Annotated in this window: 22 protein-coding genes; 11 read left to right on the plus strand and 11 right to left on the minus strand. The window is 57.7% G+C overall.

What is annotated here, in order from left to right; all coding sequences use genetic code 11:
* Nucleotides 1-28 precede the first annotated feature (28 nt).
* Both AC2FEE_RS05090 and deoD read left to right on the plus strand, forming a co-directional pair.
* A complete protein-coding gene (locus AC2FEE_RS05090) occupies nt 29-346 on the plus strand; it encodes an H-NS histone family protein (protein ID WP_496863502.1) in 318 nt (105 codons plus the stop codon).
* Between the two features lie 17 nt (nt 347-363).
* Nucleotides 364-1,077 (plus strand): purine-nucleoside phosphorylase, encoded by a 714-nt coding sequence (deoD, locus tag AC2FEE_RS05095; RefSeq protein WP_496863504.1) that lies wholly within the window; start codon nt 364-366, stop codon nt 1,075-1,077.
* Nucleotides 1,078-1,338: 261 nt separating this feature from the next.
* Here deoD and AC2FEE_RS05100 read toward each other — a convergent pair whose 3' ends face one another.
* From AC2FEE_RS05100 to AC2FEE_RS05145, 10 genes are all read right to left on the minus strand, one after another.
* Nucleotides 1,339-1,485 carry a hypothetical protein gene (locus tag AC2FEE_RS05100; RefSeq protein WP_480592851.1) on the minus strand — a complete coding sequence of 49 codons (147 nt, stop codon included), beginning with the start codon at nt 1,483-1,485 and terminating at the stop codon, nt 1,339-1,341.
* 137 nt (nt 1,486-1,622) lie between these two features.
* Nucleotides 1,623-2,402, minus strand: coding sequence for a succinate dehydrogenase iron-sulfur subunit (locus AC2FEE_RS05105; protein WP_421597218.1), 780 nt, complete (start codon nt 2,400-2,402; stop codon nt 1,623-1,625).
* Nucleotides 2,403-2,414: 12 nt separating this feature from the next.
* Nucleotides 2,415-4,223, minus strand: coding sequence for a succinate dehydrogenase flavoprotein subunit (gene sdhA, locus AC2FEE_RS05110; RefSeq protein WP_496863506.1), 1,809 nt, complete (start codon nt 4,221-4,223; stop codon nt 2,415-2,417).
* 25 nt (nt 4,224-4,248) lie between these two features.
* Complete coding sequence (locus tag AC2FEE_RS05115) at nt 4,249-4,620, minus strand: succinate dehydrogenase, hydrophobic membrane anchor protein (RefSeq protein WP_496863507.1); 372 nt, start codon at nt 4,618-4,620, stop codon at nt 4,249-4,251.
* 11 nt (nt 4,621-4,631) lie between these two features.
* Nucleotides 4,632-5,015 (minus strand): succinate dehydrogenase, cytochrome b556 subunit, encoded by a 384-nt coding sequence (sdhC, locus tag AC2FEE_RS05120; RefSeq protein ID WP_496863508.1) that lies wholly within the window; start codon nt 5,013-5,015, stop codon nt 4,632-4,634.
* 213 nt (nt 5,016-5,228) lie between these two features.
* Complete coding sequence (locus AC2FEE_RS05125) at nt 5,229-5,891, minus strand: DUF1194 domain-containing protein (RefSeq protein WP_496863510.1); 663 nt, start codon at nt 5,889-5,891, stop codon at nt 5,229-5,231.
* Nucleotides 5,892-5,946: 55 nt separating this feature from the next.
* Nucleotides 5,947-6,975, minus strand: a complete 1,029-nt coding sequence (locus AC2FEE_RS05130) for a MaoC family dehydratase (RefSeq protein ID WP_496863511.1) — start codon at nt 6,973-6,975, stop codon at nt 5,947-5,949.
* Nucleotides 6,975-7,181: a DUF1737 domain-containing protein gene (locus AC2FEE_RS05135; protein WP_496863513.1), complete on the minus strand. Its 207-nt coding sequence runs from the start codon at nt 7,179-7,181 to the stop codon at nt 6,975-6,977. The genes AC2FEE_RS05130 and AC2FEE_RS05135 overlap by 1 nt, the downstream gene beginning before the upstream one ends.
* Nucleotides 7,182-7,193: 12 nt before the next feature.
* Entirely contained in the window at nt 7,194-7,748 is a 555-nt protein-coding gene (locus AC2FEE_RS05140) for an NnrU family protein (RefSeq protein ID WP_496863514.1), read from the minus strand.
* Between the two features lie 6 nt (nt 7,749-7,754).
* Complete coding sequence (locus tag AC2FEE_RS05145) at nt 7,755-8,612, minus strand: HpcH/HpaI aldolase/citrate lyase family protein (RefSeq protein ID WP_496863515.1); 858 nt, start codon at nt 8,610-8,612, stop codon at nt 7,755-7,757.
* Between the two features lie 170 nt (nt 8,613-8,782).
* Here AC2FEE_RS05145 and AC2FEE_RS05150 point away from each other — a divergent pair, with 170 nt between their 5' ends.
* Nucleotides 8,783-9,082 (plus strand): hypothetical protein, encoded by a 300-nt coding sequence (locus AC2FEE_RS05150; RefSeq protein ID WP_496863516.1) that lies wholly within the window; start codon nt 8,783-8,785, stop codon nt 9,080-9,082.
* On the opposite strand, the gene AC2FEE_RS05155 is transcribed toward AC2FEE_RS05150, so the two are convergent.
* Nucleotides 9,079-9,834, minus strand: coding sequence for a sulfite exporter TauE/SafE family protein (locus tag AC2FEE_RS05155; RefSeq protein WP_496863517.1), 756 nt, complete (start codon nt 9,832-9,834; stop codon nt 9,079-9,081). The genes AC2FEE_RS05150 and AC2FEE_RS05155 overlap by 4 nt on opposite strands.
* A 161-nt stretch (nt 9,835-9,995) precedes the next feature.
* Here AC2FEE_RS05155 and mdh point away from each other — a divergent pair, with 161 nt between their 5' ends.
* From mdh to AC2FEE_RS05195, 8 genes are all read left to right on the plus strand, one after another.
* Complete coding sequence (mdh, locus tag AC2FEE_RS05160) at nt 9,996-10,958, plus strand: malate dehydrogenase (protein WP_496863518.1); 963 nt, start codon at nt 9,996-9,998, stop codon at nt 10,956-10,958.
* Between the two features lie 75 nt (nt 10,959-11,033).
* Nucleotides 11,034-11,711, plus strand: a complete 678-nt coding sequence (locus AC2FEE_RS05165) for a hypothetical protein (RefSeq protein WP_496863519.1) — start codon at nt 11,034-11,036, stop codon at nt 11,709-11,711.
* An 85-nt stretch (nt 11,712-11,796) separates the two neighbouring features.
* Complete coding sequence (locus AC2FEE_RS05170) at nt 11,797-12,570, plus strand: hypothetical protein (RefSeq protein ID WP_496863521.1); 774 nt, start codon at nt 11,797-11,799, stop codon at nt 12,568-12,570.
* Between the two features lie 192 nt (nt 12,571-12,762).
* Complete coding sequence (gene sucC, locus AC2FEE_RS05175) at nt 12,763-13,956, plus strand: ADP-forming succinate--CoA ligase subunit beta (protein ID WP_496863522.1); 1,194 nt, start codon at nt 12,763-12,765, stop codon at nt 13,954-13,956.
* Nucleotides 13,957-14,549: 593 nt separating this feature from the next.
* Entirely contained in the window at nt 14,550-15,431 is an 882-nt protein-coding gene (gene sucD / locus AC2FEE_RS05180) for a succinate--CoA ligase subunit alpha (RefSeq protein WP_496863523.1), read from the plus strand.
* 5 nt (nt 15,432-15,436) lie between these two features.
* Entirely contained in the window at nt 15,437-16,279 is an 843-nt protein-coding gene (locus tag AC2FEE_RS05185) for a hypothetical protein (protein WP_496863524.1), read from the plus strand.
* On the plus strand, nt 16,276-16,818 hold the full coding sequence (locus AC2FEE_RS05190; protein WP_496863526.1) for a DUF805 domain-containing protein: 543 nt from the start codon (nt 16,276-16,278) through the stop codon (nt 16,816-16,818). The genes AC2FEE_RS05185 and AC2FEE_RS05190 overlap by 4 nt, the downstream gene beginning before the upstream one ends.
* Complete coding sequence (locus tag AC2FEE_RS05195) at nt 16,815-19,772, plus strand: 2-oxoglutarate dehydrogenase E1 component (protein ID WP_496863527.1); 2,958 nt, start codon at nt 16,815-16,817, stop codon at nt 19,770-19,772. The genes AC2FEE_RS05190 and AC2FEE_RS05195 overlap by 4 nt, the downstream gene beginning before the upstream one ends.
* Nucleotides 19,773-19,774: the final 2 nt, after the last annotated feature.

The raw sequence follows: 19,774 nt of genomic DNA on the forward strand, positions 1-19,774 counted from the left end.
CGTGGTGTATTTCGGAATGGAGAAAGAAATGGCGATCAGCCTTGAGAAAATGTCACGCAAAGAACTACTGGAATTGCGTGATAAGGTGGAAACTGCACTCAAAAGCGCGGAAAAGCGCGAACGTAAAGAGGCGTTGAAAGCCGCAGAAAATGCTGCCGCTGAATTTGGGTTCTCTCTGTCGGAACTCTCGGCAGGCGCAGCAAAGTCGACCAAAGGCGCAAAATCCAGCGCAAAATACAAAAACCCTGCCAACCCGGACCAGACGTGGTCCGGTCGCGGACGCAAACCGCAATGGGTTCACGATGCATTGAACGCCGGCGCTGATATTTCGGATTTGGAAATCTGACGGGAATTGGATCAGAGATGACAATTCATATTGGTGCCGAAAAAGGTGAAATCGCTGAAACCGTTTTAATGCCCGGCGATCCGTATCGCGCGAAATGGGCCGCAGAGACGTTTTTGCAGGATGCAAAACTTGTCAATAACGTGCGCGGCATGCTGGGTTTTACCGGTACCTGGAAGGGGAACCCGGTTACAATTCAGGGCAGCGGGATGGGAATGCCGTCCCTGTCGATCTATGCCAATGAACTGATCAGTGACTATGGTGCCAAGACTCTGATCCGGATCGGTTCGTGTGGCGGGATGCAGGACAGCGTCAAAATCCGCGATGTAATCCTGGCGATGACATCGACCACCCTCAGCACACCATCGCGCGGCATCCTGAAAGAGTTGAACTTTGCGCCCTGCGCCGATTGGGGCTTGCTGCAGGCTGCAGTCAAGGCTGCCGAAGCCAAAGGCACGCCCACCCACGTTGGCGGGATTTATTCGTCCGATGTCTTCTATGACGAACGCCCCGACCTGAACGAACAGATGGTTCGGCACGGCATCCTGGGGGTCGAGATGGAAGCCGCCGAGCTGTACATTCTGGCCGCACGCCACAACTGCCGGGCACTGGCCGTACTGACAGTGTCCGATCATCTTCTGACGGGTGAGGCTCTACCCTCGTCGGAACGCGAAAGCAGCTTCGGCGAAATGGTTGAGATTGCCCTGCAGGCGGCTTTTCCGGACACAGCATAACCAATAACAGGGCGCGACATCGCCCTGTTGATTTACTGTTTGCCCTGCAGGCAGGCTGTCGGGGCGTTTTCCCCGTCTTGCCGCGCCCCACAATAGGCGCAAATCCAGACACCTTCTTTTCGGTGCTGCCGCCATCGGCAATCGCGTGTCAAAGAGGACGTCCGTGACCGCCAGACGAAATAGGCAAACACGCCAGCGGCCAATAAAAGCAACAGAATGGGCATACTTATGCATTGCCCAATCTCTGCGTGAATTCAAGTGTCAGGCGGCGTTCGCGTATTCGAACAGCTCTGGTTCGTGCTGCTCCTGAGACACGAGCGCAGGTTCAGGAGTGTAGTAGGCCCAAGCCTGTTCCAACAAAGCCAGAGCTTCGGCTGCTTTGGTGTTTTCTGCTTTTTGTTCTTGCATCGGAGCGATCCCGTTTCGGTTCCATCACTCCTCCCTGCAGGCAGAATAGACCTGAACAGAACGGCTTGCATTGCATAGTATTGCAATCTCGCCATGCACTCGCCGCAATGCGGCGAGTGCAGTCTTTTGGGCGTCGCTTAAACTCCGCGATCGATCATCATCTTCTTGATCTCAGCAATTGCCTTGGCCGGGTTCAGACCTTTCGGGCAGGTCTTGGCACAGTTCATGATCGTGTGGCAGCGATACAGTTTGAATGGATCTTCCAGCTCATCCAGACGCTCTCCTGTGGCCTCATCGCGGCTGTCTATGATCCAGCGATAAGCGTGCAGCAGTGCGGCCGGCCCAAGGTAACGGTCGCCGTTCCACCAATAGCTCGGGCACGAGGTCGAGCAGCTGGCGCACATCACGCATTCATAGAGACCATCCAGTTTCTTGCGGTCTTCGATCGACTGCTTCCACTCTTTCGCGGGGCGATTGGTCTTGGTTTCCAGCCAGGGCATGATCGAGGCGTGCTGCGCGTAGAAATGGGTCAGGTCGGGGATCAGGTCTTTGACCACCGGCATATGCGGCAGCGGATAGATCTTTACGTCGCCCTTGATCTCATCCATGCCATAGATACAGGCCAGCGTGTTGATCCCGTCGATATTCATCGCGCAGGATCCACAGATGCCTTCGCGGCACGACCGACGGAAAGTCAGGGTCGGGTCGATCTCGTTCTTGATCTTGATCAGCGCGTCCAGAACCATCGGGCCGCAGCTATCCATGTCGACGAAATAGGTGTCGAGCTGCGGGTTTTTGCCGTCTTCGGGATTCCAGCGATAGATCTGGAACTTTCGCACATTGGTCGCGCCTTCCGGCTTGGGCCAGGTTTTGCCCGTCGTGATGCGCGAATTCTTGGGGAGGGTCAGTTGTACCATAAGTTCCTCTCCTTAGAACGTCCGCGCCTTGGGCGCGATTTTCTTGAGGCTGATGCCGCCTTCGTCTTCGGTGGTCAGCGGATCAACGATGACCGGGCGATAGCTGAGGTCTACCTTGTTACCCTCAACGCGTGAAACTGTGTGGACGCGCCAGTTCTCGTCATCACGCTCGGTGAAGTCCTCATGCGCGTGCGCGCCACGGGACTCCTTACGAGCCTCGGCACCGACGATAGTGGCCAGAGCGCTCGGCATCAGGTTGGTCAGTTCCAGCGTTTCCATCAGGTCACTGTTCCAGACCAGAGAGCGGTCGGTAACTTTCAGGTCGTCCATCTTGGCGGCGATTGCCGTCATCTTCTCGACGCCCTCGGCCATGGTCTTGGCGGTCCGGAACACGGCCGCGTCTTCCTGCATGGTCCGCTGCATCTCAAGACGCAGATCAGCAGTCGCGATCTCGCCGGTGGCATTGCGCACAGCATCGAAACGATCAAATGCCTTATCGACCGAAGCCTGGTTCAGAACCGGGTTCGCTGCCTTGGCGTCAACAACCTCACCTGCCCGGATCGCAGCCGCGCGGCCAAACACCACAAGGTCAATCAGCGAGTTCGAACCCAGACGGTTCGCGCCGTGAACCGAGGCACACCCGGCCTCACCCACCGCCATCAGACCCGGCACAACACCGGTTGGGTTGTCGGCGGTCGGGTTCAGAACCTCACCCCAATAGTTGGTCGGGATACCGCCCATGTTATAGTGCACGGTCGGCAGAACCGGGATCGGTTCCTTGGTAACGTCAACACCGGCAAAAACGCGTGCCGATTCCGAAATCCCCGGCAAACGTTCCGCCAGCGCTTCGGCTGGCAGGTGGCTGAGGTTCAGGTGGATGTGGTCGCCACCGTCGCCATGGCCTCGGCCTTCGCGGATCTCCATGGTCATCGAACGCGAAACGTAGTCGCGCGGCGCAAGGTCCTTGTACTGCGGCGCGTAACGCTCCATGAAACGCTCGCCTTCCGAGTTGGTCAGGTATCCGCCTTCACCCCGTGCGCCTTCGGTAATCAGGCAGCCTGACCCATAGATGCCGGTCGGGTGGAACTGAACAAACTCCATGTCCTGCAGCGCCAGGCCCGCACGGGCCACCATGCCGCCACCGTCACCGGTGCAGGTATGGGCCGAGGTCGCGCTGAAATAGGCCCGGCCATAACCGCCGGTCGCCAGCACCACCATCTTGGCGTTGAAGACATGCATCGTGCCGTCGTCCAGCTTCCAGCAGACGACACCCTGACACTGACCGCCCTCGGACATAATCAGGTCGATGGCGAAATACTCGATATAGAACTCGGCGTTGTTCTTAAGGCTCTGCCCATACAGCGTGTGCAGGATCGCGTGGCCGGTCCGGTCGGCGGCGGCACAGGTCCGCTGTACCGCGGGGCCTTCGCCGAATTCGGTGGTATGACCACCAAAGGGACGCTGATAGATCTTGCCTTCTTCGGTCCGGCTGAAGGGCACACCATAGTGCTCCAGCTCGTATACAGCTTTGGGAGCTTCGCGCGCGAGGTATTCCATCGCGTCGGTATCACCCAGCCAGTCCGAGCCCTTGACGGTGTCATACATGTGCCACTGCCAGTGGTCCGGGCCCATGTTCGACAGAGATGCCGCGATGCCGCCCTGCGCCGCAACCGTGTGCGAACGGGTCGGAAAAACCTTCGTGACACAGGCTGTACGCAAGCCTTGCTCCGCCATGCCCAGCGTTGCCCGCAGACCCGCGCCACCTGCGCCTACGACAACGACGTCGTATTCATGGGTTTCATATTCATATGCTGCTGTCATTGTTCTTGTTCCTTACCGCGCATCATCACAGGGCCAGCTTGACCAGGGCAAACAGCCCGGCAGCCATCAGCGTGTAGCCCACGGCCCACATTGCAGCGAGAGAGACTTTCTCAAGCACCCCGTGCACATAGTCCTCAATCGCTTCCTGCGCCTCGTACATCAGTTGCAGCAGGCCCACGACCAACGTGAGCGCTGTAACAAGCGCCGGGAACGGACGGCTGAAATAAGCCACGACCTCTTCGTGGGTTCCGCCAATGCCGGCGCCAAAGGTGAAGATGAAGATCGGCACCAATACGGTCAGGATCATCGCCCGAACCATGGTTCGCCAGTGAATGAGTGTGCCGGATTTCCCTGCGCCCAGACCCTGCGCGCGCTTGCGGTCAGTCAGATATCGCATGTGCCTTCTCCTTAAACCACAAGCACGGTGATCAGGGTCAGGACGGTCGCACCAACGAACATGCCCAGTCCCAGTTTCTCAGCGGTCTCGATGTCGAGACAATAGCCGAAATCCCAGATGACGTGCCGCAGTCGGCCCAGCGTGTGATACCATAGCCCCCAGGTCGCAGCCGTCAGGATGAGGTCACCGAACCAGCTGCGCAGAAAACCGTCGATCCCCGAGAATGCACTTTCCGATGTCGATGCGGCCAGCAGCCACCAAACGACCAGAATTGCCACCGCGAAAACCCCGATCCCGGTCAAACGAACCATGATCGAAGACAGAGACGTCATCTGAGGGCGATAAATCATAATATGTGGCGAGAGCGGGCGGTTGCCCCGATTTACATCGGCCATGTCGGCTCCTCTTTCATTGGCTACATGTCGTTTTACCTTTTTTTGCTTATCTGTCACGTGCTGCACGCGCAAAAAACGGCAAAAGGGGCACAATATCGCAGAAACCGGGATAATGTGATCACACAAAATAATACTGTGATCACAAAACTTATGCAGTCAAATCAATGTTAGCGCCTTCATGTTGCAATCATTGTGATCACGAATCCTCGGCGCTCACTCCAAAGCGGCAGATTGTTGTGTTACTTCGCGTAGCAGCTTCTTTCGGATTCGTTCGGGATAGTCTGAAAATCCGGCGGCCGAAACAACAAAAGCCCCTTCGCCAACAATGACGTTTTCAAAGAAATAGGCGGTCAGATCCGGCTCGCTTTCCTCGATTGCGATGGCGTTGACCGTGACACCCTGATTGCGCAACACTCCGTGCACCTCGGTCGGCTCGACCCCTTCATTGGACACTCCGTCGCCCGAAATGTCGATAAGGTGCCTCGCGCACTCGGACACGTCGTCAAAGCTGGACAGGGTCATCTCAAGCGCCTCGCCTATCGCGGTCGAGAAGTTGCGCCAGACCCGGGGGTCGGCGGCCACCTGATCGGCAAACCGTTCGAGCGTGTCGAAACTGTCGATCCGGGTCCATGGGATCGTCACCTTCTGGCGCGAAGCACCGGTCCACTGCACCAGCATCAACTGCGCTTGCCCGCGCACCAGCGCCTCGGACACGAGGGGATCGCGCAAACCTGCGGCCAGACCGTCCATCTGAATCCGGTATTCGCTTGTATCGACTGACCCGGACACATCCACCGCCAAAGCCAGCGCAAGATCGCAGCCCAGCGCCGGCGGGGTCAGAAACAGGCAAGCAGCAAGTGAGCGGAACAGGACCATGACCGCAGCCTAGCATGAATGTCGCAGGCTGCGATCAAATGAATGTGGGGTGCCCTCAGATCGGCATCAGCGCCCAGTAGTCCAGATCCAGCAGCACCCCGGGCTTGTATCGTCCATCTTCGCCCTTCAGTTCAAAGGGCGCACCACCCTTGGTGGCGACCAGTCGCAGTCGGATGGCGCCCACACCGGGCACACCGGTTTCGGCCTTATCCAGAACCTCGGACCAAGCCTTGATCGTGTCGCCCGAGAAACAGGGGTTGGCATGTGCTCCGCCGTTCAGGCCAACAATCATCTGCGCATTGGCCAGACCGTTGAACGACAGGGCCCGCGCCATAGAAATCACATGGCCGCCATAGATCAACCGGCCATCCGGGCGGAAGGTCAGGTCGAAATGCACTTTGGCCGTGTTCTGCCACAGACGGGTGGCCAGCATATGTTCAGCCTCTTCGACCGTCACACCATCAACGTGGTCGATGGTCTCTCCGATCTCGTAATCGCCCCAGCGATGCGCCTCACCTGACTGGACAAAATCATAGTTCGAGAAACTCAGCCCCTCGGGCACAACAAGATCGCCTGGCTCCAGAACCTTTTTCAGGTCCGGCACCACCGCCTCGGGCGCGGGGGCGTCGACGTTCGCTTTGCGCACCATCACCCAGCGCACATATTCGATCACCACCTCATCGCGCTGGTTCAGTCCGCGTGTGCGCACCCAGACCACGCCGGTCTTACCATTCGAGTTCTGCTTGACCCCGATCACTTCGGATTCAGACCGCAGCGTATCACCGGAATAGACCGGTTTCAGCCAGCGCCCCTCGGCATAGCCCAGATTGGCAACCGCGTTCAGCGAGATATCGGGAACGGTTTTGCCAAACACTACGTGGAACGCCGCCAGATCATCTATCGGACTTCGCGGAAGACCACTGGCCCGGGCAAACTCGTCCGAGGAATAAAGCGCATGTCGCGCAGGGTAGAGCGCATGATACAACGCCCGTTCACCGTCGGTTACGGTGCGCGGCACTGAGTGGTGCAGCACCTGCCCAACGGAGTAGTCCTCGAAAAAGCGGCCCGGATTGGTTTTTGCCATTATTGCTGTCCCAGTTTCATTTCGGGGGAGTAGTCGGCCTCGACCTCTTTGGTCACGGCCTGCGCACAACGCATGACGCTGTTGGCTGTGTCATAGGCATAAGAGGGGTCGCCATACAGCTCCCACCCCTTTGCCAGTGCATCCGACACCTTGTGGCAGAAGGCGGATGTGTCTTCCTCGGTCAACAGACGATAGAGTTTTGCCATCTTGTCTGCTCCTTATGACGGGAACGGCGATGGGCCGACCAGTCCGTGAATGTAACCGATGATCCCGAACAGCACGATCGAGGCCACAAAGAACATCGCGTCCTTGCCGTAGGTGCCGGGCTCAGCCGGGGTCCAGTCGGGCTCGGCGCGGTTGATCACGACCACCTCGACCATGGCCCATAGGAACAGACCACCGAACAGGATGATCGAAGCCAGATCGCCATTCACCAGCAAATGCGCAAAGGCCCAGGCACGGAAACCGGCCAGCATCGGATGACGCGTCTTGTTCAGCAGGCGACCTTTCTGACCGGCGGGGCTCATCATGTAGATGGCAATCAGCACCAGCAGGTTGTTGATGTGGATCATGAAGGACGGCGGCGACCAGACATGGATGAAGTCGGTCATGCGATAGCCGAAGATCATCAGCAAAATCGCTGCGACCAGCGCCAGCGCCACTGCGCCCTTGCCACCATTGCCCATGGCCGCGCGCTGCGCCGGCATCACGCGTTTGAACAGATGGGCGGCCCACCAAAGCGCCACCCCAAGAATTAGAAGAACAAAGCCCATGCTGGCTTACCCCGCTTGCAAAGCTGAAATCGCCTCCGCTTTTGCCAGAATTTCGCGGGCAGTTACAACATGCAGGTTTTCAACGATTTTGCCATCGACGACAGCAACACCCTGCCCTTGCGACTCAACCTCTTCAAAGGCCGCAATCTGGCGGCGGGCCAGGTCGATTTCGGTATCCGACGGGGCATAGGCTGCATTGGTGATATCCACCTGTGCAGGATGGATCAGGGTTTTGCCATCAAAACCCATGTCTCGGCCCTGTTCGCATTCAGCGGCCAGACCTTCGCCATCCTTGAAGGCATTATAGACACCATCGACAATGATTAGGCCCTCGGCCTTGGCAGCCAGCAGGCACAGACCGAGAGAGGTCATCATCGGCAGGCGATCCGGGCGGAAACGGGTCTGCAACTCCTTGGCCAAGTCGTTGGTGCCCATGACGAACCCGGCCATCAATGGGTGCGCCGCGATCTCGGCGGCGTTCAGCATGCCGCGCGGGGTCTCCATCATCGCCCAGATCGGCGTGTCGCCAGTAATCGCGGCCAGCGCTTCCACATCAGTGGCAGAATTCACCTTTGGCAGCAGCACCACATCAGCATCCATCTCGCGCACCGCTTCGGCATCGGCGCGGCCCCATTCGGTGTCCAACCCGTTGATGCGGACGATCTTGACCCGCGAGCCGTAGCCCCCGGCCGCCAGGGCAGTTTTGAGTGTTTCGCGGGCGTTTGCCTTTTCATCCGCCGAAACTGCATCTTCGAGGTCAAATATGATCGCATCCACCGGCAAGGTACGCGCCTTATCTAGCGCCCGGTCGCGCGAGCCGGGGATATAGAGAACGGAACGATAGGGGCGCTGACGGGGGTCCATTGGCCTCTCCCTTTGAAAGATTGTTGCGCGGAATGGGCCATTTTTTACTGGAAAGTTCAAGAGGAAAATTGCCGCAGCGCAGCATACGTGACGCAACGCGCGGAGTTTTAACCAGATTTCTGTCCTCCGACCGCACTCTGTTTGCCAGATGGAATCGAAAGGGGTGAGAGATGAAAAAGACGTTCTTCAAGATGACGATGAGCCTCGGAATCGTGGCTCTGGCTGCACAACAGGTTGAGGCCCGCACCTGCGCCCCGCGCGAGGACGTGGTGAAACGGCTGGCCGAAACCTATGGCGAGACACGACGCGGCATCGGCATTGCACGGCAGGGTGCGGTGATGGAGGTCTATGCCTCGGATCAGACCGGAAGCTGGACCATAACGGTGACACTGCCGGATGGAATGACTTGCCTGATCGCGACCGGCCAAGCCTATGAGCAGATGGCCGAGGCGCTGCCCCCCAACGTCTAGGTCAGCGCGTCCCAGATCAGTTTGCTACCGGTTATGGTCAACAAAACATAGGCGATACTAAAGAAAAGGCGCTCGGACAGCATGAAATGCGCCCGAACACCCAGCCACGCGCCAAGGATGGCAAACGGGGCCAACAGAAGATCCGCCAGCGCCGTGTGCCAGGTGAACAGGCCCAGATAGGCGTAGGGGATGAACTTCGCGCCGTTGATGACCCAAAAGACCAATACGGTCGAGGCCTGGAACTCGGTCTTCGACAGGCGCTGAGACAGCAGATAGACGGCGGCGGGCGGACCGCCTGCGTGACTGACAAAACTGGTGAAGCCCGCGACCAAACCCGCGAACAACCCGGCGGGGGCTGACAGGCGATTGGCAAAACCGCGGATCAGACCTTTGCTCTGCGCCATGTGCCAGATCACGAAGCCGACCGAAATCCCGCCAATCAGCAGGCGCAGAAGGTCGTCATTTGTTGCACGATAAAGCCAAGCGCCCAGCGCAACACCCGGCACGGCACCCAGGATCAGCAGCCGTGAATCCGGCCAGCTCCAACGTTTCCAGTACGGCCCCAGAGTGGTCACATCGATCACCATCAGAATTGGTAACATCAGCGCCAACGCCTGCCCGGGCGTGAGGATAAGGGCCAGAATCGACGACGACGCAAAGGCCACGCCCGAGCCGAAACCTCCCTTCGAGATACCGGCAAAGATCACCGCCGGGATTGCCACAGCAAAAAACATCAGGTTCAATTCGAACATGCGGCGTCCCGTAAATAGGCTTGTCTAACAGGCCGTTTAGCGCAATCACCAAGCACAGTGCAAACAGTATGCGGTTGTATGCCACGCTGCATAACCCTTGCGCGAAAACCATTTACCGACTAGCACAACCGCGATTTCAAAACCGACCGGAGATATTCCAAATGGCCAGACCCAAGATCGCGCTGATCGGCGCAGGTCAGATCGGCGGCACGCTCGCCCACCTCGCAGCAATGAAGGAACTTGGTGACGTCGTCCTGTTCGACATCGCCGAAGGCATCCCGGAAGGCAAGGCGTTGGACATCGCTGAGTCCGGTCCTTCGGAAGGGTTCGACGCCAAGCTGAAAGGAACCCAGTCCTATGAAGACATCGCAGGCGCAGATGTCTGCATCGTGACCGCCGGTGTGCCGCGCAAACCGGGCATGAGCCGCGACGATCTGCTGGGCATCAACCTGAAGGTCATGAAGTCGGTCGGTGAAGGCATCGCCGCCAACGCGCCCGACGCGTTTGTCATCTGCATCACCAACCCGCTGGACGCGATGGTCTGGGCTCTGCGCGAGTTCTCGGGCCTGCCGCACAACAAAGTCTGCGGCATGGCAGGCGTTCTGGACTCGGGCCGTTTCGCTCATTTCCTGTCGGAAGAGTTCAACGTGTCGATGCGCGACGTGACTGCGTTTGTTCTGGGCGGCCACGGCGACACCATGGTGCCGTCGGTCCGTTACTCGACCGTTGCCGGTATCCCGCTGCCCGATCTGGTCGAGATGGGCTGGACCACCCAGGAAAAGCTGGACGCCATCGTGCAGCGTACCCGTGACGGCGGCGCCGAGATCGTCGGCCTGCTGAAAACCGGTTCGGCCTTCTATGCGCCCGCAACTTCGGCAATCGAAATGGCCGAAGCCTATCTGAAAGACCAGAAGCGCGTTCTGCCCTGCGCCGCCTATTGTGACGGTGAGCTGGGTGTTGAAGGCATGTATGTCGGCGTGCCCACCGTGATCGGCGCGGGCGGCATTGAGCGTGTCGTCGACATCAAGCTGAACGAAGAAGAGCAGGCTGGTTTCGACAATTCGGTCAACGCCGTGAAGGGCCTGATCGAGGCATGCAAAGGCATCGACAGCTCGTTGGCTTGACGACACACGCATTGATTGCAAGGTTAAACGCGCCGGGACAGCTCGGCGCGTTTTTTTATTACAGGCCTTACATTTATGAAGAAACTGCTTCTGATTGCGTTGCTCGGCATCGCCACCAGCACTGCGGCCCAAACGACCCCGCAAACACTGACGCAACGTCTTGAGACAGCCCGCGAAGGGTCGTTCGAGCGCGGCACGCTCGAAACGCTGCGCGCGGTGGAAGTTCTGCTGCAGACCCAATACCAATATGGGATCGGCCGTGGGTTTGGCCGCGTTTTTGGAATGAGCCGCGGCAGGTCCGCCAACCCGGCGCCGGATAACCGCACGCCGACAACCTTTGCCGAGATGATCCAGGTCTTCGCCGTTGACCTCGAAGCCGCCCGAGGGACACTGGCGCAGACAAGTACCGAGACCGCAGAACCGTTCGAGATGGTGGTGACCGATCTGTGGTTCGACATCAATAGAAACGGACTCTTGGATGAAGGCGAGAATGTTTCGAACCTGTTGGTGCAATTTGCAGTGCCCCGCAATGCGCGACCCGAAAGGGAAGAGACCATTGCGCCACTCACCGTACGCTTCGATGGGGCCGATCACGCATGGCTGACGGCCTACACACACATGCTCTCGGGTATCGCCGAGGGCATTCTGGCCTTTGACCCTTCAACCATCTTTGCCGACTTGCTGTTTGCCGAGGCCATGTTGGCGGATGCACCCACAATTCCCAACACCTATAATTCAGATGCCATCCTTTAATTCAGATGCCATCCTTCTAAAGATCACAGCATTGGAAGTTCAATTAGAGGAATTGAACGCGTTCGAGGATCAACAGGAGGAAGACTTGGAACTTTTGCGCCAGAAAGAGCGCGATCTGGAAGCTCGAATTAGCGAGATGGCCGAGGCAGGTGAAGCAGCCGAACTAAAGCTAGAACTGGAAGACCTGCGAACACAGCGCAAGATTGCAAGGATAGACCACGGTGACACGTTCCGACAGCGCCGACTGATACGGAATGAAATCCGGGCGCACGAACGAAAGCTGTCACCCGAAGAACTGACAAAATACCTGGATACGGACTCTCAGAAGAAAATGCAGCACCGTGTGAGACGAACGATACAAGAACAAATCCCAAACGAGACCCGCAACGCAGTTTACGCGTTGATCAAAGCACTGGACTCCGAACCCGACCCCACAAGAATTGCCCGCGCGCGGGATCACTGGCTGAACATGCTGGCGCAAAACCGCATGTTCTGGGAAGCGCTGGAACGCGAGACGGATAATGACCGCGAGTGGATTGCGAACCCGAACCAATCAAGTGTTTTGGGTATAACGCTGGACGATGAAACGATTCAGGCCTGGAGGAGTGTTCTGGACGACGCGCAAGCCGTTTTGGAAGGCCGTCTTCTGGCCCCGCATCCGTTTTTACCCGAAGAATACGGCATAGATGTTTCGGTCTGGTTCGATGATCCTGCGCCGATTGATCTGCTATCCTGGCTTCATGGACGGGCCGCCATACCTTATGCCGCCAAGGGTCCCAAGATAACCAACGCAAACTGGCTGGCCTTCCAGCGGATGACACAAGGCAACGCCGGAAGTTTCGCGCTTTATTTCAACTGACGCGGCGCCCGCCCCGCGATTTCGTAAGTTAGATTCGAATCGATAAATAGTTTTGTGATCACACCCAAAAAAACTGTGATCACAAAAGTGAAAAATCTTCACTAAAAACCGCATTGGCATAAAAAAACCCTTTATAAATGCCCCCTAGGCACCTCTATAACGGTGTAATCGTAGTCAGACGGGACAGTTTCGATGAACATTCACGAATATCAGGCCAAAGCTCTTCTTCGCAGCTATGGCGCTCCGGTCTCCGAAGGTCGCGCAGTTCTGCGCGCCGAGGAAGCCAAAACCGCAGCCGGTGAACTGGATGGCCCCCTGTGGGTTGTCAAAGCACAAATCCACGCGGGCGGCCGCGGCAAGGGTTCTTTCAAAGAGGCCGACGCTGGTGAAAAAGGCGGCGTTCGTCTGACCAAGTCGGTGGAAGAAGCCGCCGAAGAAGCCAAGAAGATGCTGGGCCGCACGCTGGTAACCCATCAGACCGGCCCCGCAGGCAAGCAGGTCAACCGCATCTATATCGAGGCCGGTTCCGGCATCGAACGCGAGCTGTACCTGGCCCTGCTGGTGGACCGCCAGACCAGCCGTATCTCGTTCGTCTGCTCCACCGAAGGCGGCATGGATATCGAAGAGGTGGCAGCCGCCACGCCCGAGAAAATCCTGTCCTTCTCGGTCGATCCTGCCACGGGTTATCAGCCCTATCACGGCCGTCGCATCGCCTTCTCGCTGGGCCTGGAAGGCGCGCAGGTCAAGCAATGCGTCAAGCTGATGGGTCAGCTCTATAACGCCTTCGTCGAGAAGGACATGGAGATGCTGGAAATCAACCCGCTGATCGTTTCCGACAAGGGCGACCTGAAAGTGCTGGACGCCAAGGTTGGCTTTGACGGCAACGCGGTTTACCGCCACCCCGACATCGCCGAATTGCGCGACACGACCGAGGAAGACCCCAAGGAACTGGAAGCCTCCAAGTACGACCTGAACTACATCGCGCTGGACGGTGAGATCGGCTGTATGGTCAACGGTGCTGGTCTGGCGATGGCGACGATGGACATCATCAAGCTCTACGGTGCCGAGCCTGCCAACTTCCTCGACGTGGGCGGCGGTGCCACCAAAGAGAAAGTCACTGAGGCGTTCAAGATCATCACCTCGGACCCGCAGGTCAAAGGTATTCTGGTCAACATCTTCGGCGGCATCATGCGCTGCGATGTGATTGCTGAGGGCGTTGTCGCCGCGGTGAAAGAGGTCGGCCTGCAGGTTCCGCTGGTCGTGCGTCTTGAAGGCACGAATGTCGAGAAGGGCAAAGAGATCATCAACACCTCTGGCCTGGACGTGATCGCGGCGGACAACCTGAAAGACGGAGCAGAGAAGATCGTGAAGGCGGTTAAGGGGTGAACACAGCCCATCGTATAAGTCTGCTGTCGGGAATGTTAGCCTCAAGCGCTTTGCTTTCTGCGTGTGATGAAAGCCCTTCAAGGCATTCTTCCGAAGGAAGCGTTGCGCAACAAGCGGCTAATGCATTCTCAAGCACTTGTCTGGCAAGCCTTCCTGATTTCGGAAACTTTCAAAGTAACGCCCGCGCTGCTTCGCTGAATTCCTCAAAGGATCTAGGTCCAATTCATTCAGTTTATGTCGTGCCGAATAGCAAGATCTATGTTGGCCTTCGGAACCTCCCAGGTGCATCTGACGTCGAGGTCTGCGGCATTAGAGCGATAAGTTCCGAGCCTTCGTCAGTCATTGGGAATGCAATTTTGAATGCAGCCCACTCGGCAGTGGGCTCAGGAACTGAAGAAGAGTTTCCATCCGACAGGTTCGAATACGCTATCCAGCTTCCAAACGGCAGCCTTCTTACACACGACGCAAAAGACATGGGGAGCACGACAAGCAACGTGTTTCTGATTTCTCAACCAGTACCACAGGGAAGAGTCCCGTCGCTAATTTACGACGAATAGGCGCGCCCTCAGAAATCCAATAAAGGAGAACGCCAAATGGCAGTCCTCATCGACGAAAATACCAAAGTGATCTGTCAGGGCTTTACTGGCTCGCAGGGCACATTCCACAGCGAACAGGCCATCGCGTATGGCACCAAGATGGTCGGCGGCGTGACCCCCGGCAAAGGCGGCATGACACATCTTGACCTGCCCGTGTTCAACTCGGTCCACGAAGCCAAGGCCGTGACCGAAGCCAACGCCAGCGTGATCTATGTTCCGCCGCCCTTCGCAGCGGATTCGATCCTCGAAGCGATTGATGCCGAGATGGAAGTGATCGTCTGCATCACCGAAGGCATTCCGGTTCTGGACATGATGAAGGTGAAGCGCGCGCTGGAAGGCAGCAAGTCACGCCTGATCGGGCCGAACTGCCCCGGTGTGATCACGCCCGACGCCTGCAAGATCGGCATCATGCCCGGCCACATTCACAAACGCGGGAGCGTGGGTGTCGTTTCCCGCTCGGGTACGCTTACTTATGAAGCTGTGAAACAGACAACAGACGTAGGCCTGGGCCAGTCCACCTGTGTGGGCATCGGCGGCGATCCGATCAAAGGGACTGAGCATATCGACGTGCTGGAATGGTTCCTGGCCGATGACGAAACCCACTCGATCATCATGATCGGTGAGATCGGCGGCTCGGCCGAAGAAGAAGCCGCGCAGTTCCTGGCGGATGAGGCCAAGAAGGGCCGCAAAAAGCCGACCGCCGGTTTCATCGCAGGCCGCACGGCCCCTCCGGGCCGCCGCATGGGCCACGCGGGCGCGATTGTCGCCGGTGGCAAGGGCGGTGCCGAGGACAAGATCGAAGCCATGCGCTCGGCCGGTATCGTCGTGGCCGAAAGCCCAGCGCAGTTGGGTGAGGCTGTGCTGGAAGCGATTGGGTAGTCGCGATGGCGCACCAAAGTACATGCTTTGCGAAGCGGGGGAAGAAGTTCCCTCGCTTTCGGCATGTTTTGGTTATTGTTCTTGCCTGCCTGTACTCTGCATCAACAGCTGGTGCGAACGCATCGCCCGACTTCTCCAAGCCAACAAAGGACGTAATCGAACTTTGTACTTGGTCGACCGAGGATACCGTAGCTATTTCTCAAAAGTTTCTTGCTAGAGGGTGGAAGCGTTTCCGAGCACCCTTCACTGACTCAATGCTGGGGCTCGTCACAGATGGGTACTTACTGCCTGCTTTTACGTACAAGGATCACAACCCGCTCGAGTTGGATCTAGAAACTGGTGTGTCCACTAACCTTCTCGATCATGTAAACACAATTTCTGAAGGAGCCGAATTAGGACACTATGAAGTGTTGTGGACGGACCAAAACCCCAGCGCATTCTTGTTGCTATCTGATCGCAAAGACGAAACTGCTTCCAGCATTAGTTTGGGTTGCAACTATCATAGTACTTCGTTCGAGGACGCGACAAAAATAAGAGATGCAATCTGGGCATTCAATATCGAGGATCTAGGCGAAACTCGTGAACGTGAGTATGGTCCTTCTAGATACCTTTCGGCGACAACTTGGGGATACCCATCGAGCCAAGCAAACATAGCAAAGCAGAGTTTGGACAGAAAACCCACCGACTTGGAAAACCGCCCACTTCCAGAACCCGATTTGGGCGCTGGACCCGCAAAAATTTGGTTTTGGAGATTTGACGAAGCGGAGTTCAAAGAGGCCTTCGGCAGAACGCCTCATGCCGCCTTAACTCTGGACATAAGACGTCGAACGATAAGGCAAAAGCAATGACCTTCTCCGACGCCATCCGCACCTGTTTTTCCAAGTTCTTCACCTTCTCGGGTCGCGCCTCGCGGCCCGAATACTGGTTCTTTTTCCTGTTCATCGTGATCTGGAGCTTTATCGCCGGGGTCATCGACTGGCAGTTCTTCACTCAGGTCGCTACGACGCAGACCGATGAAGTCAAACAAGTCACCGCAACGTCCAACCAGCCGGTGCAAAGCATCGTCAGCCTGATCGTGTTCTTCCCGCATCTGGCCGTCGCGTGGCGGCGGATGCATGATACCGGGCGCAGCGGGCTTTATGCTCTGCTGCCAATCCTATTGATCCTTGGCGCCGGGGCCGTGCTTGTTTTTGGCATCGGCCTTGCCTCTCATTTCCAGCATGGCGGCAATCTGGACATTCTGTTCACCCGCGCCACGTTGCTGGTCGTCCTTCCGACACTTTTCGTTCTGTTTGTGTCGCCCCTCCTGGTTCTGTGGTGGCTGACCCGCCCGTCTCAACCAGGCACCAACCAATACGGTCCCAACCCATATGAGGTAGCCCAATGACCGAACATACGCCCAATTCCGCGTTCCACGCCTCAAGCTTCATGCAGGGGCACAATGCCGAGTATCTGGAGCAGCTTTATGCCCAGTACACCAAGAATCCCGGGGCGGTAGATGCCGCCTGGGCCGAGTTCTTCAAGGCCATGGGTGACGCCACACCGGACGTTCAGAAAGAGGCCGAAGGGCCGTCCTGGGCACGCACCGACTGGCCTCCGACGCCGGCGGATGATCTGACCGGTGCTCTGACCGGCGAATGGGCGGAGATCGACGCCAAGGCAGCGGGCAAGAAGATCAAGGACAAGGCTGCGGACAAGGGCGTTGAGGTCAGCGAAGACCAGATCAAACGTGCGGTTCTGGACAGCCTGCGGGCGCTGATGCTGATCCGGGCCTATCGGATCCGGGGTCATCTGGCCGCCAATCTGGACCCGCTGGGGATGCGCGCAGCCAGCACACACCCTGAGCTGGACCCCAGGACCTATGGCTTCACCGAAGCCGACATGGATCGACCGATCTTTATTGACAACGTGCTGGGCCTTCAGATGGCCAGCATGCGCCAGATCGTCGAGATCGTGAAGCGGACTTATTGCGGCACGTTTGCGCTGCAATACATGCATATCTCGGATCCCGAACAGGCCGCATGGCTGAAAGAACGGATCGAAGGCTATGGCAAGGAAATCCAGTTCACCAAGGAAGGCCGTAAGGCGATCCTGAACAAGATGGTCGAGGCTGAAGGTTTCGAGAAGTTCCTGCACGTCAAGTATATGGGCACCAAGCGGTTCGGTCTGGACGGCGGTGAAGCGTTGATCCCGGCGATGGAGCAGATCATCAAGCGCGGTGGCGCATTGGGGATCAAGGACATCGTCATCGGAATGCCGCACCGGGGCCGCCTGAACATTCTGGCCAATGTGATGAACAAACCCTATCGCGCGATCTTCAACGAATTTCAGGGCGGCAGCTTCAAGCCCGAGGACGTGGATGGGTCGGGCGACGTAAAATACCACCTTGGCGCGTCCAGCGACCGTGAATTCGACGGCAATAGCGTGCACCTATCTCTGACCGCGAACCCCTCGCACCTTGAGGCGGTGAACCCGGTGGTTCTGGGCAAAGTCCGTGCCAAGCAGGATCAGTTGAACGACACTGACCGTACTGCGGTAATGGGCATCCTGCTGCACGGCGATGCGGCCTTTGCCGGCCAGGGTGTTGTGGCCGAAGGCTTCGGCTTGTCGGGTCTGCGTGGTCACAAGACCGGCGGCACCATGCATATCGTAGTCAACAACCAGATCGGTTTCACCACTGCGCCGCATTTCTCGCGCTCCAGCCCGTATCCCACCGATATCGCGCTGATGGTTGAGGCACCGATCTTCCACGTAAACGGCGACGACCCCGAGGCTGTGACCCACGCTGCCAAGGTGGCGACCGAGTTCCGCCAGAAGTTCCACAAGGACGTGGTCATCGACATCTTCTGCTACCGCCGGTTTGGTCATAACGAGGGCGATGAGCCCATGTTCACCAACCCGATCATGTACAAGAAGATCAAGACACATAAGACTACGCTGTCTCTGTACACCGAACGCTTGGTCAAGGATGGCCTGATTCCGGAAGGTGAGATCGAGGACATGAAAGCCGCCTTCCAGGCGCATCTGAACGATGAGTTCGAGGCGGGCAAGGACTACAAGCCCAACAAGGCCGACTGGCTGGACGGGCGCTGGTCGCATTTGGACAAGAACAAAGAAGAATACGTGCGCGGCGAAACCGCGATCACGCCTGTTACACTGGTCGAGATCGGCAAGGCTCTGACGCACGCGCCTGAGGACGTTGCCTTGCACAAGACTGTGGGTCGCCTGCTGGACCACAAGAGGCAGATGTTCGACAGCGGAAAGGGCTTTGACTGGGCGACCGGTGAAGCGCTGGCATTTGGCTCGCTGCTGACCGAAGGTTTCCCGGTTCGCCTGTCCGGTCAGGACGCGACACGCGGCACGTTCAGCCAGCGCCACTCGGGCTTTGTGCACCAGGAAAACGAAGAGCGGTATTACCCGCTGAACAACATCCGTGCCGGTCAGTCGAAATACGACGTGATCGACTCGATGCTGTCGGAATACGCGGTTTTGGGCTTCGAATACGGGTATTCGCTGGCGGAACCCAACGCGCTGACCCTTTGGGAAGCACAGTTTGGTGATTTCGCCAACGGCGCGCAGATCATGTTCGACCAGTTCATAAGCTCGGGCGAAAGCAAATGGCTGCGGATGTCCGGCCTTGTGACCCTGCTGCCGCACGGCTTCGAAGGGCAAGGCCCCGAGCATAGTTCGGCACGCCTGGAACGGTTCCTGCAAATGTGCGGTCAGGACAACTGGATCGTAGCGAACTGTACAACGCCCGCGAACTATTTCCACATCCTGCGCCGTCAGTTGCACCGGACCTTCCGCAAACCGCTGATCCTGGTGACACCGAAATCGCTGCTGCGCCACAAGCTGGCGGTCAGCACCGCCGAAGAGTTCACCACTGGCTCCAGCTTCCACCGGGTGCTGTGGGACGATGCGCAGCAGGGCAACTCCGAGACTAAGCTGGTCAAGGACAACAAGATCAAACGTGTCGTGATGTGTTCCGGCAAGGTCTATTACGACCTGCTGGAAGAGCGTGACGCACGCGGCATCGACGATGTCTACCTGATGCGGATCGAACAGTACTATCCGTTCCCGGCGCATTCACTGATCAATGAGCTTGAGCGCTTCAAGGGGGCCGAGATCATCTGGTGTCAGGAAGAACCCAAGAACCAAGGTGCCTGGACATTTATCGAACCCAATATCGAATGGGTTCTGACTCGTATTAAGGCCAAACATACCCGGCCCCGCTATGTCGGTCGCGCAACCTCGGCCTCGCCCGCCACCGGTCTGGCCAGCCAACACAAAGCCCAACAAGAGGCGCTCGTGAACGAAGCGCTGAGCATCGAAGGAAAGTAAAC

The sequence above is a fragment of the Ruegeria sp. YTSC199 genome (assembly GCF_059609725.1).

Excerpts from the sequence above, each read along its gene's own strand:
- sucC (WP_496863522.1), top strand. The coding sequence starts at position 12,763 with ATGAACATTCACGAATATCAGGCCAAAGCTCTTCTTCGCAGCTATGGC.
- sucD (WP_496863523.1), top strand. The coding sequence starts at position 14,550 with ATGGCAGTCCTCATCGACGAAAATACCAAAGTGATCTGTCAGGGCTTT.
- AC2FEE_RS05105 (WP_421597218.1), bottom strand. The coding sequence starts at position 2,402 with ATGGTACAACTGACCCTCCCCAAGAATTCGCGCATCACGACGGGCAAA.
- mdh (WP_496863518.1), top strand. The coding sequence starts at position 9,996 with ATGGCCAGACCCAAGATCGCGCTGATCGGCGCAGGTCAGATCGGCGGC.
- AC2FEE_RS05195 (WP_496863527.1), top strand. The coding sequence starts at position 16,815 with ATGACCGAACATACGCCCAATTCCGCGTTCCACGCCTCAAGCTTCATG.
- AC2FEE_RS05155 (WP_496863517.1), bottom strand. The coding sequence starts at position 9,834 with ATGTTCGAATTGAACCTGATGTTTTTTGCTGTGGCAATCCCGGCGGTG.
- AC2FEE_RS05140 (WP_496863514.1), bottom strand. The coding sequence starts at position 7,748 with ATGGGCTTTGTTCTTCTAATTCTTGGGGTGGCGCTTTGGTGGGCCGCC.
- sdhA (WP_496863506.1), bottom strand. The coding sequence starts at position 4,223 with ATGACAGCAGCATATGAATATGAAACCCATGAATACGACGTCGTTGTC.
- AC2FEE_RS05125 (WP_496863510.1), bottom strand. The coding sequence starts at position 5,891 with ATGGTCCTGTTCCGCTCACTTGCTGCTTGCCTGTTTCTGACCCCGCCG.
- AC2FEE_RS05190 (WP_496863526.1), top strand. The coding sequence starts at position 16,276 with ATGACCTTCTCCGACGCCATCCGCACCTGTTTTTCCAAGTTCTTCACC.
- AC2FEE_RS05090 (WP_496863502.1), top strand. The coding sequence starts at position 29 with ATGGCGATCAGCCTTGAGAAAATGTCACGCAAAGAACTACTGGAATTG.
- AC2FEE_RS05145 (WP_496863515.1), bottom strand. The coding sequence starts at position 8,612 with ATGGACCCCCGTCAGCGCCCCTATCGTTCCGTTCTCTATATCCCCGGC.
- AC2FEE_RS05100 (WP_480592851.1), bottom strand. The coding sequence starts at position 1,485 with ATGCAAGAACAAAAAGCAGAAAACACCAAAGCAGCCGAAGCTCTGGCT.
- AC2FEE_RS05130 (WP_496863511.1), bottom strand. The coding sequence starts at position 6,975 with ATGGCAAAAACCAATCCGGGCCGCTTTTTCGAGGACTACTCCGTTGGG.
- AC2FEE_RS05165 (WP_496863519.1), top strand. The coding sequence starts at position 11,034 with ATGAAGAAACTGCTTCTGATTGCGTTGCTCGGCATCGCCACCAGCACT.
- AC2FEE_RS05185 (WP_496863524.1), top strand. The coding sequence starts at position 15,437 with ATGGCGCACCAAAGTACATGCTTTGCGAAGCGGGGGAAGAAGTTCCCT.
- AC2FEE_RS05135 (WP_496863513.1), bottom strand. The coding sequence starts at position 7,181 with ATGGCAAAACTCTATCGTCTGTTGACCGAGGAAGACACATCCGCCTTC.
- AC2FEE_RS05150 (WP_496863516.1), top strand. The coding sequence starts at position 8,783 with ATGAAAAAGACGTTCTTCAAGATGACGATGAGCCTCGGAATCGTGGCT.
- sdhC (WP_496863508.1), bottom strand. The coding sequence starts at position 5,015 with ATGGCCGATGTAAATCGGGGCAACCGCCCGCTCTCGCCACATATTATG.
- deoD (WP_496863504.1), top strand. The coding sequence starts at position 364 with ATGACAATTCATATTGGTGCCGAAAAAGGTGAAATCGCTGAAACCGTT.
- AC2FEE_RS05115 (WP_496863507.1), bottom strand. The coding sequence starts at position 4,620 with ATGCGATATCTGACTGACCGCAAGCGCGCGCAGGGTCTGGGCGCAGGG.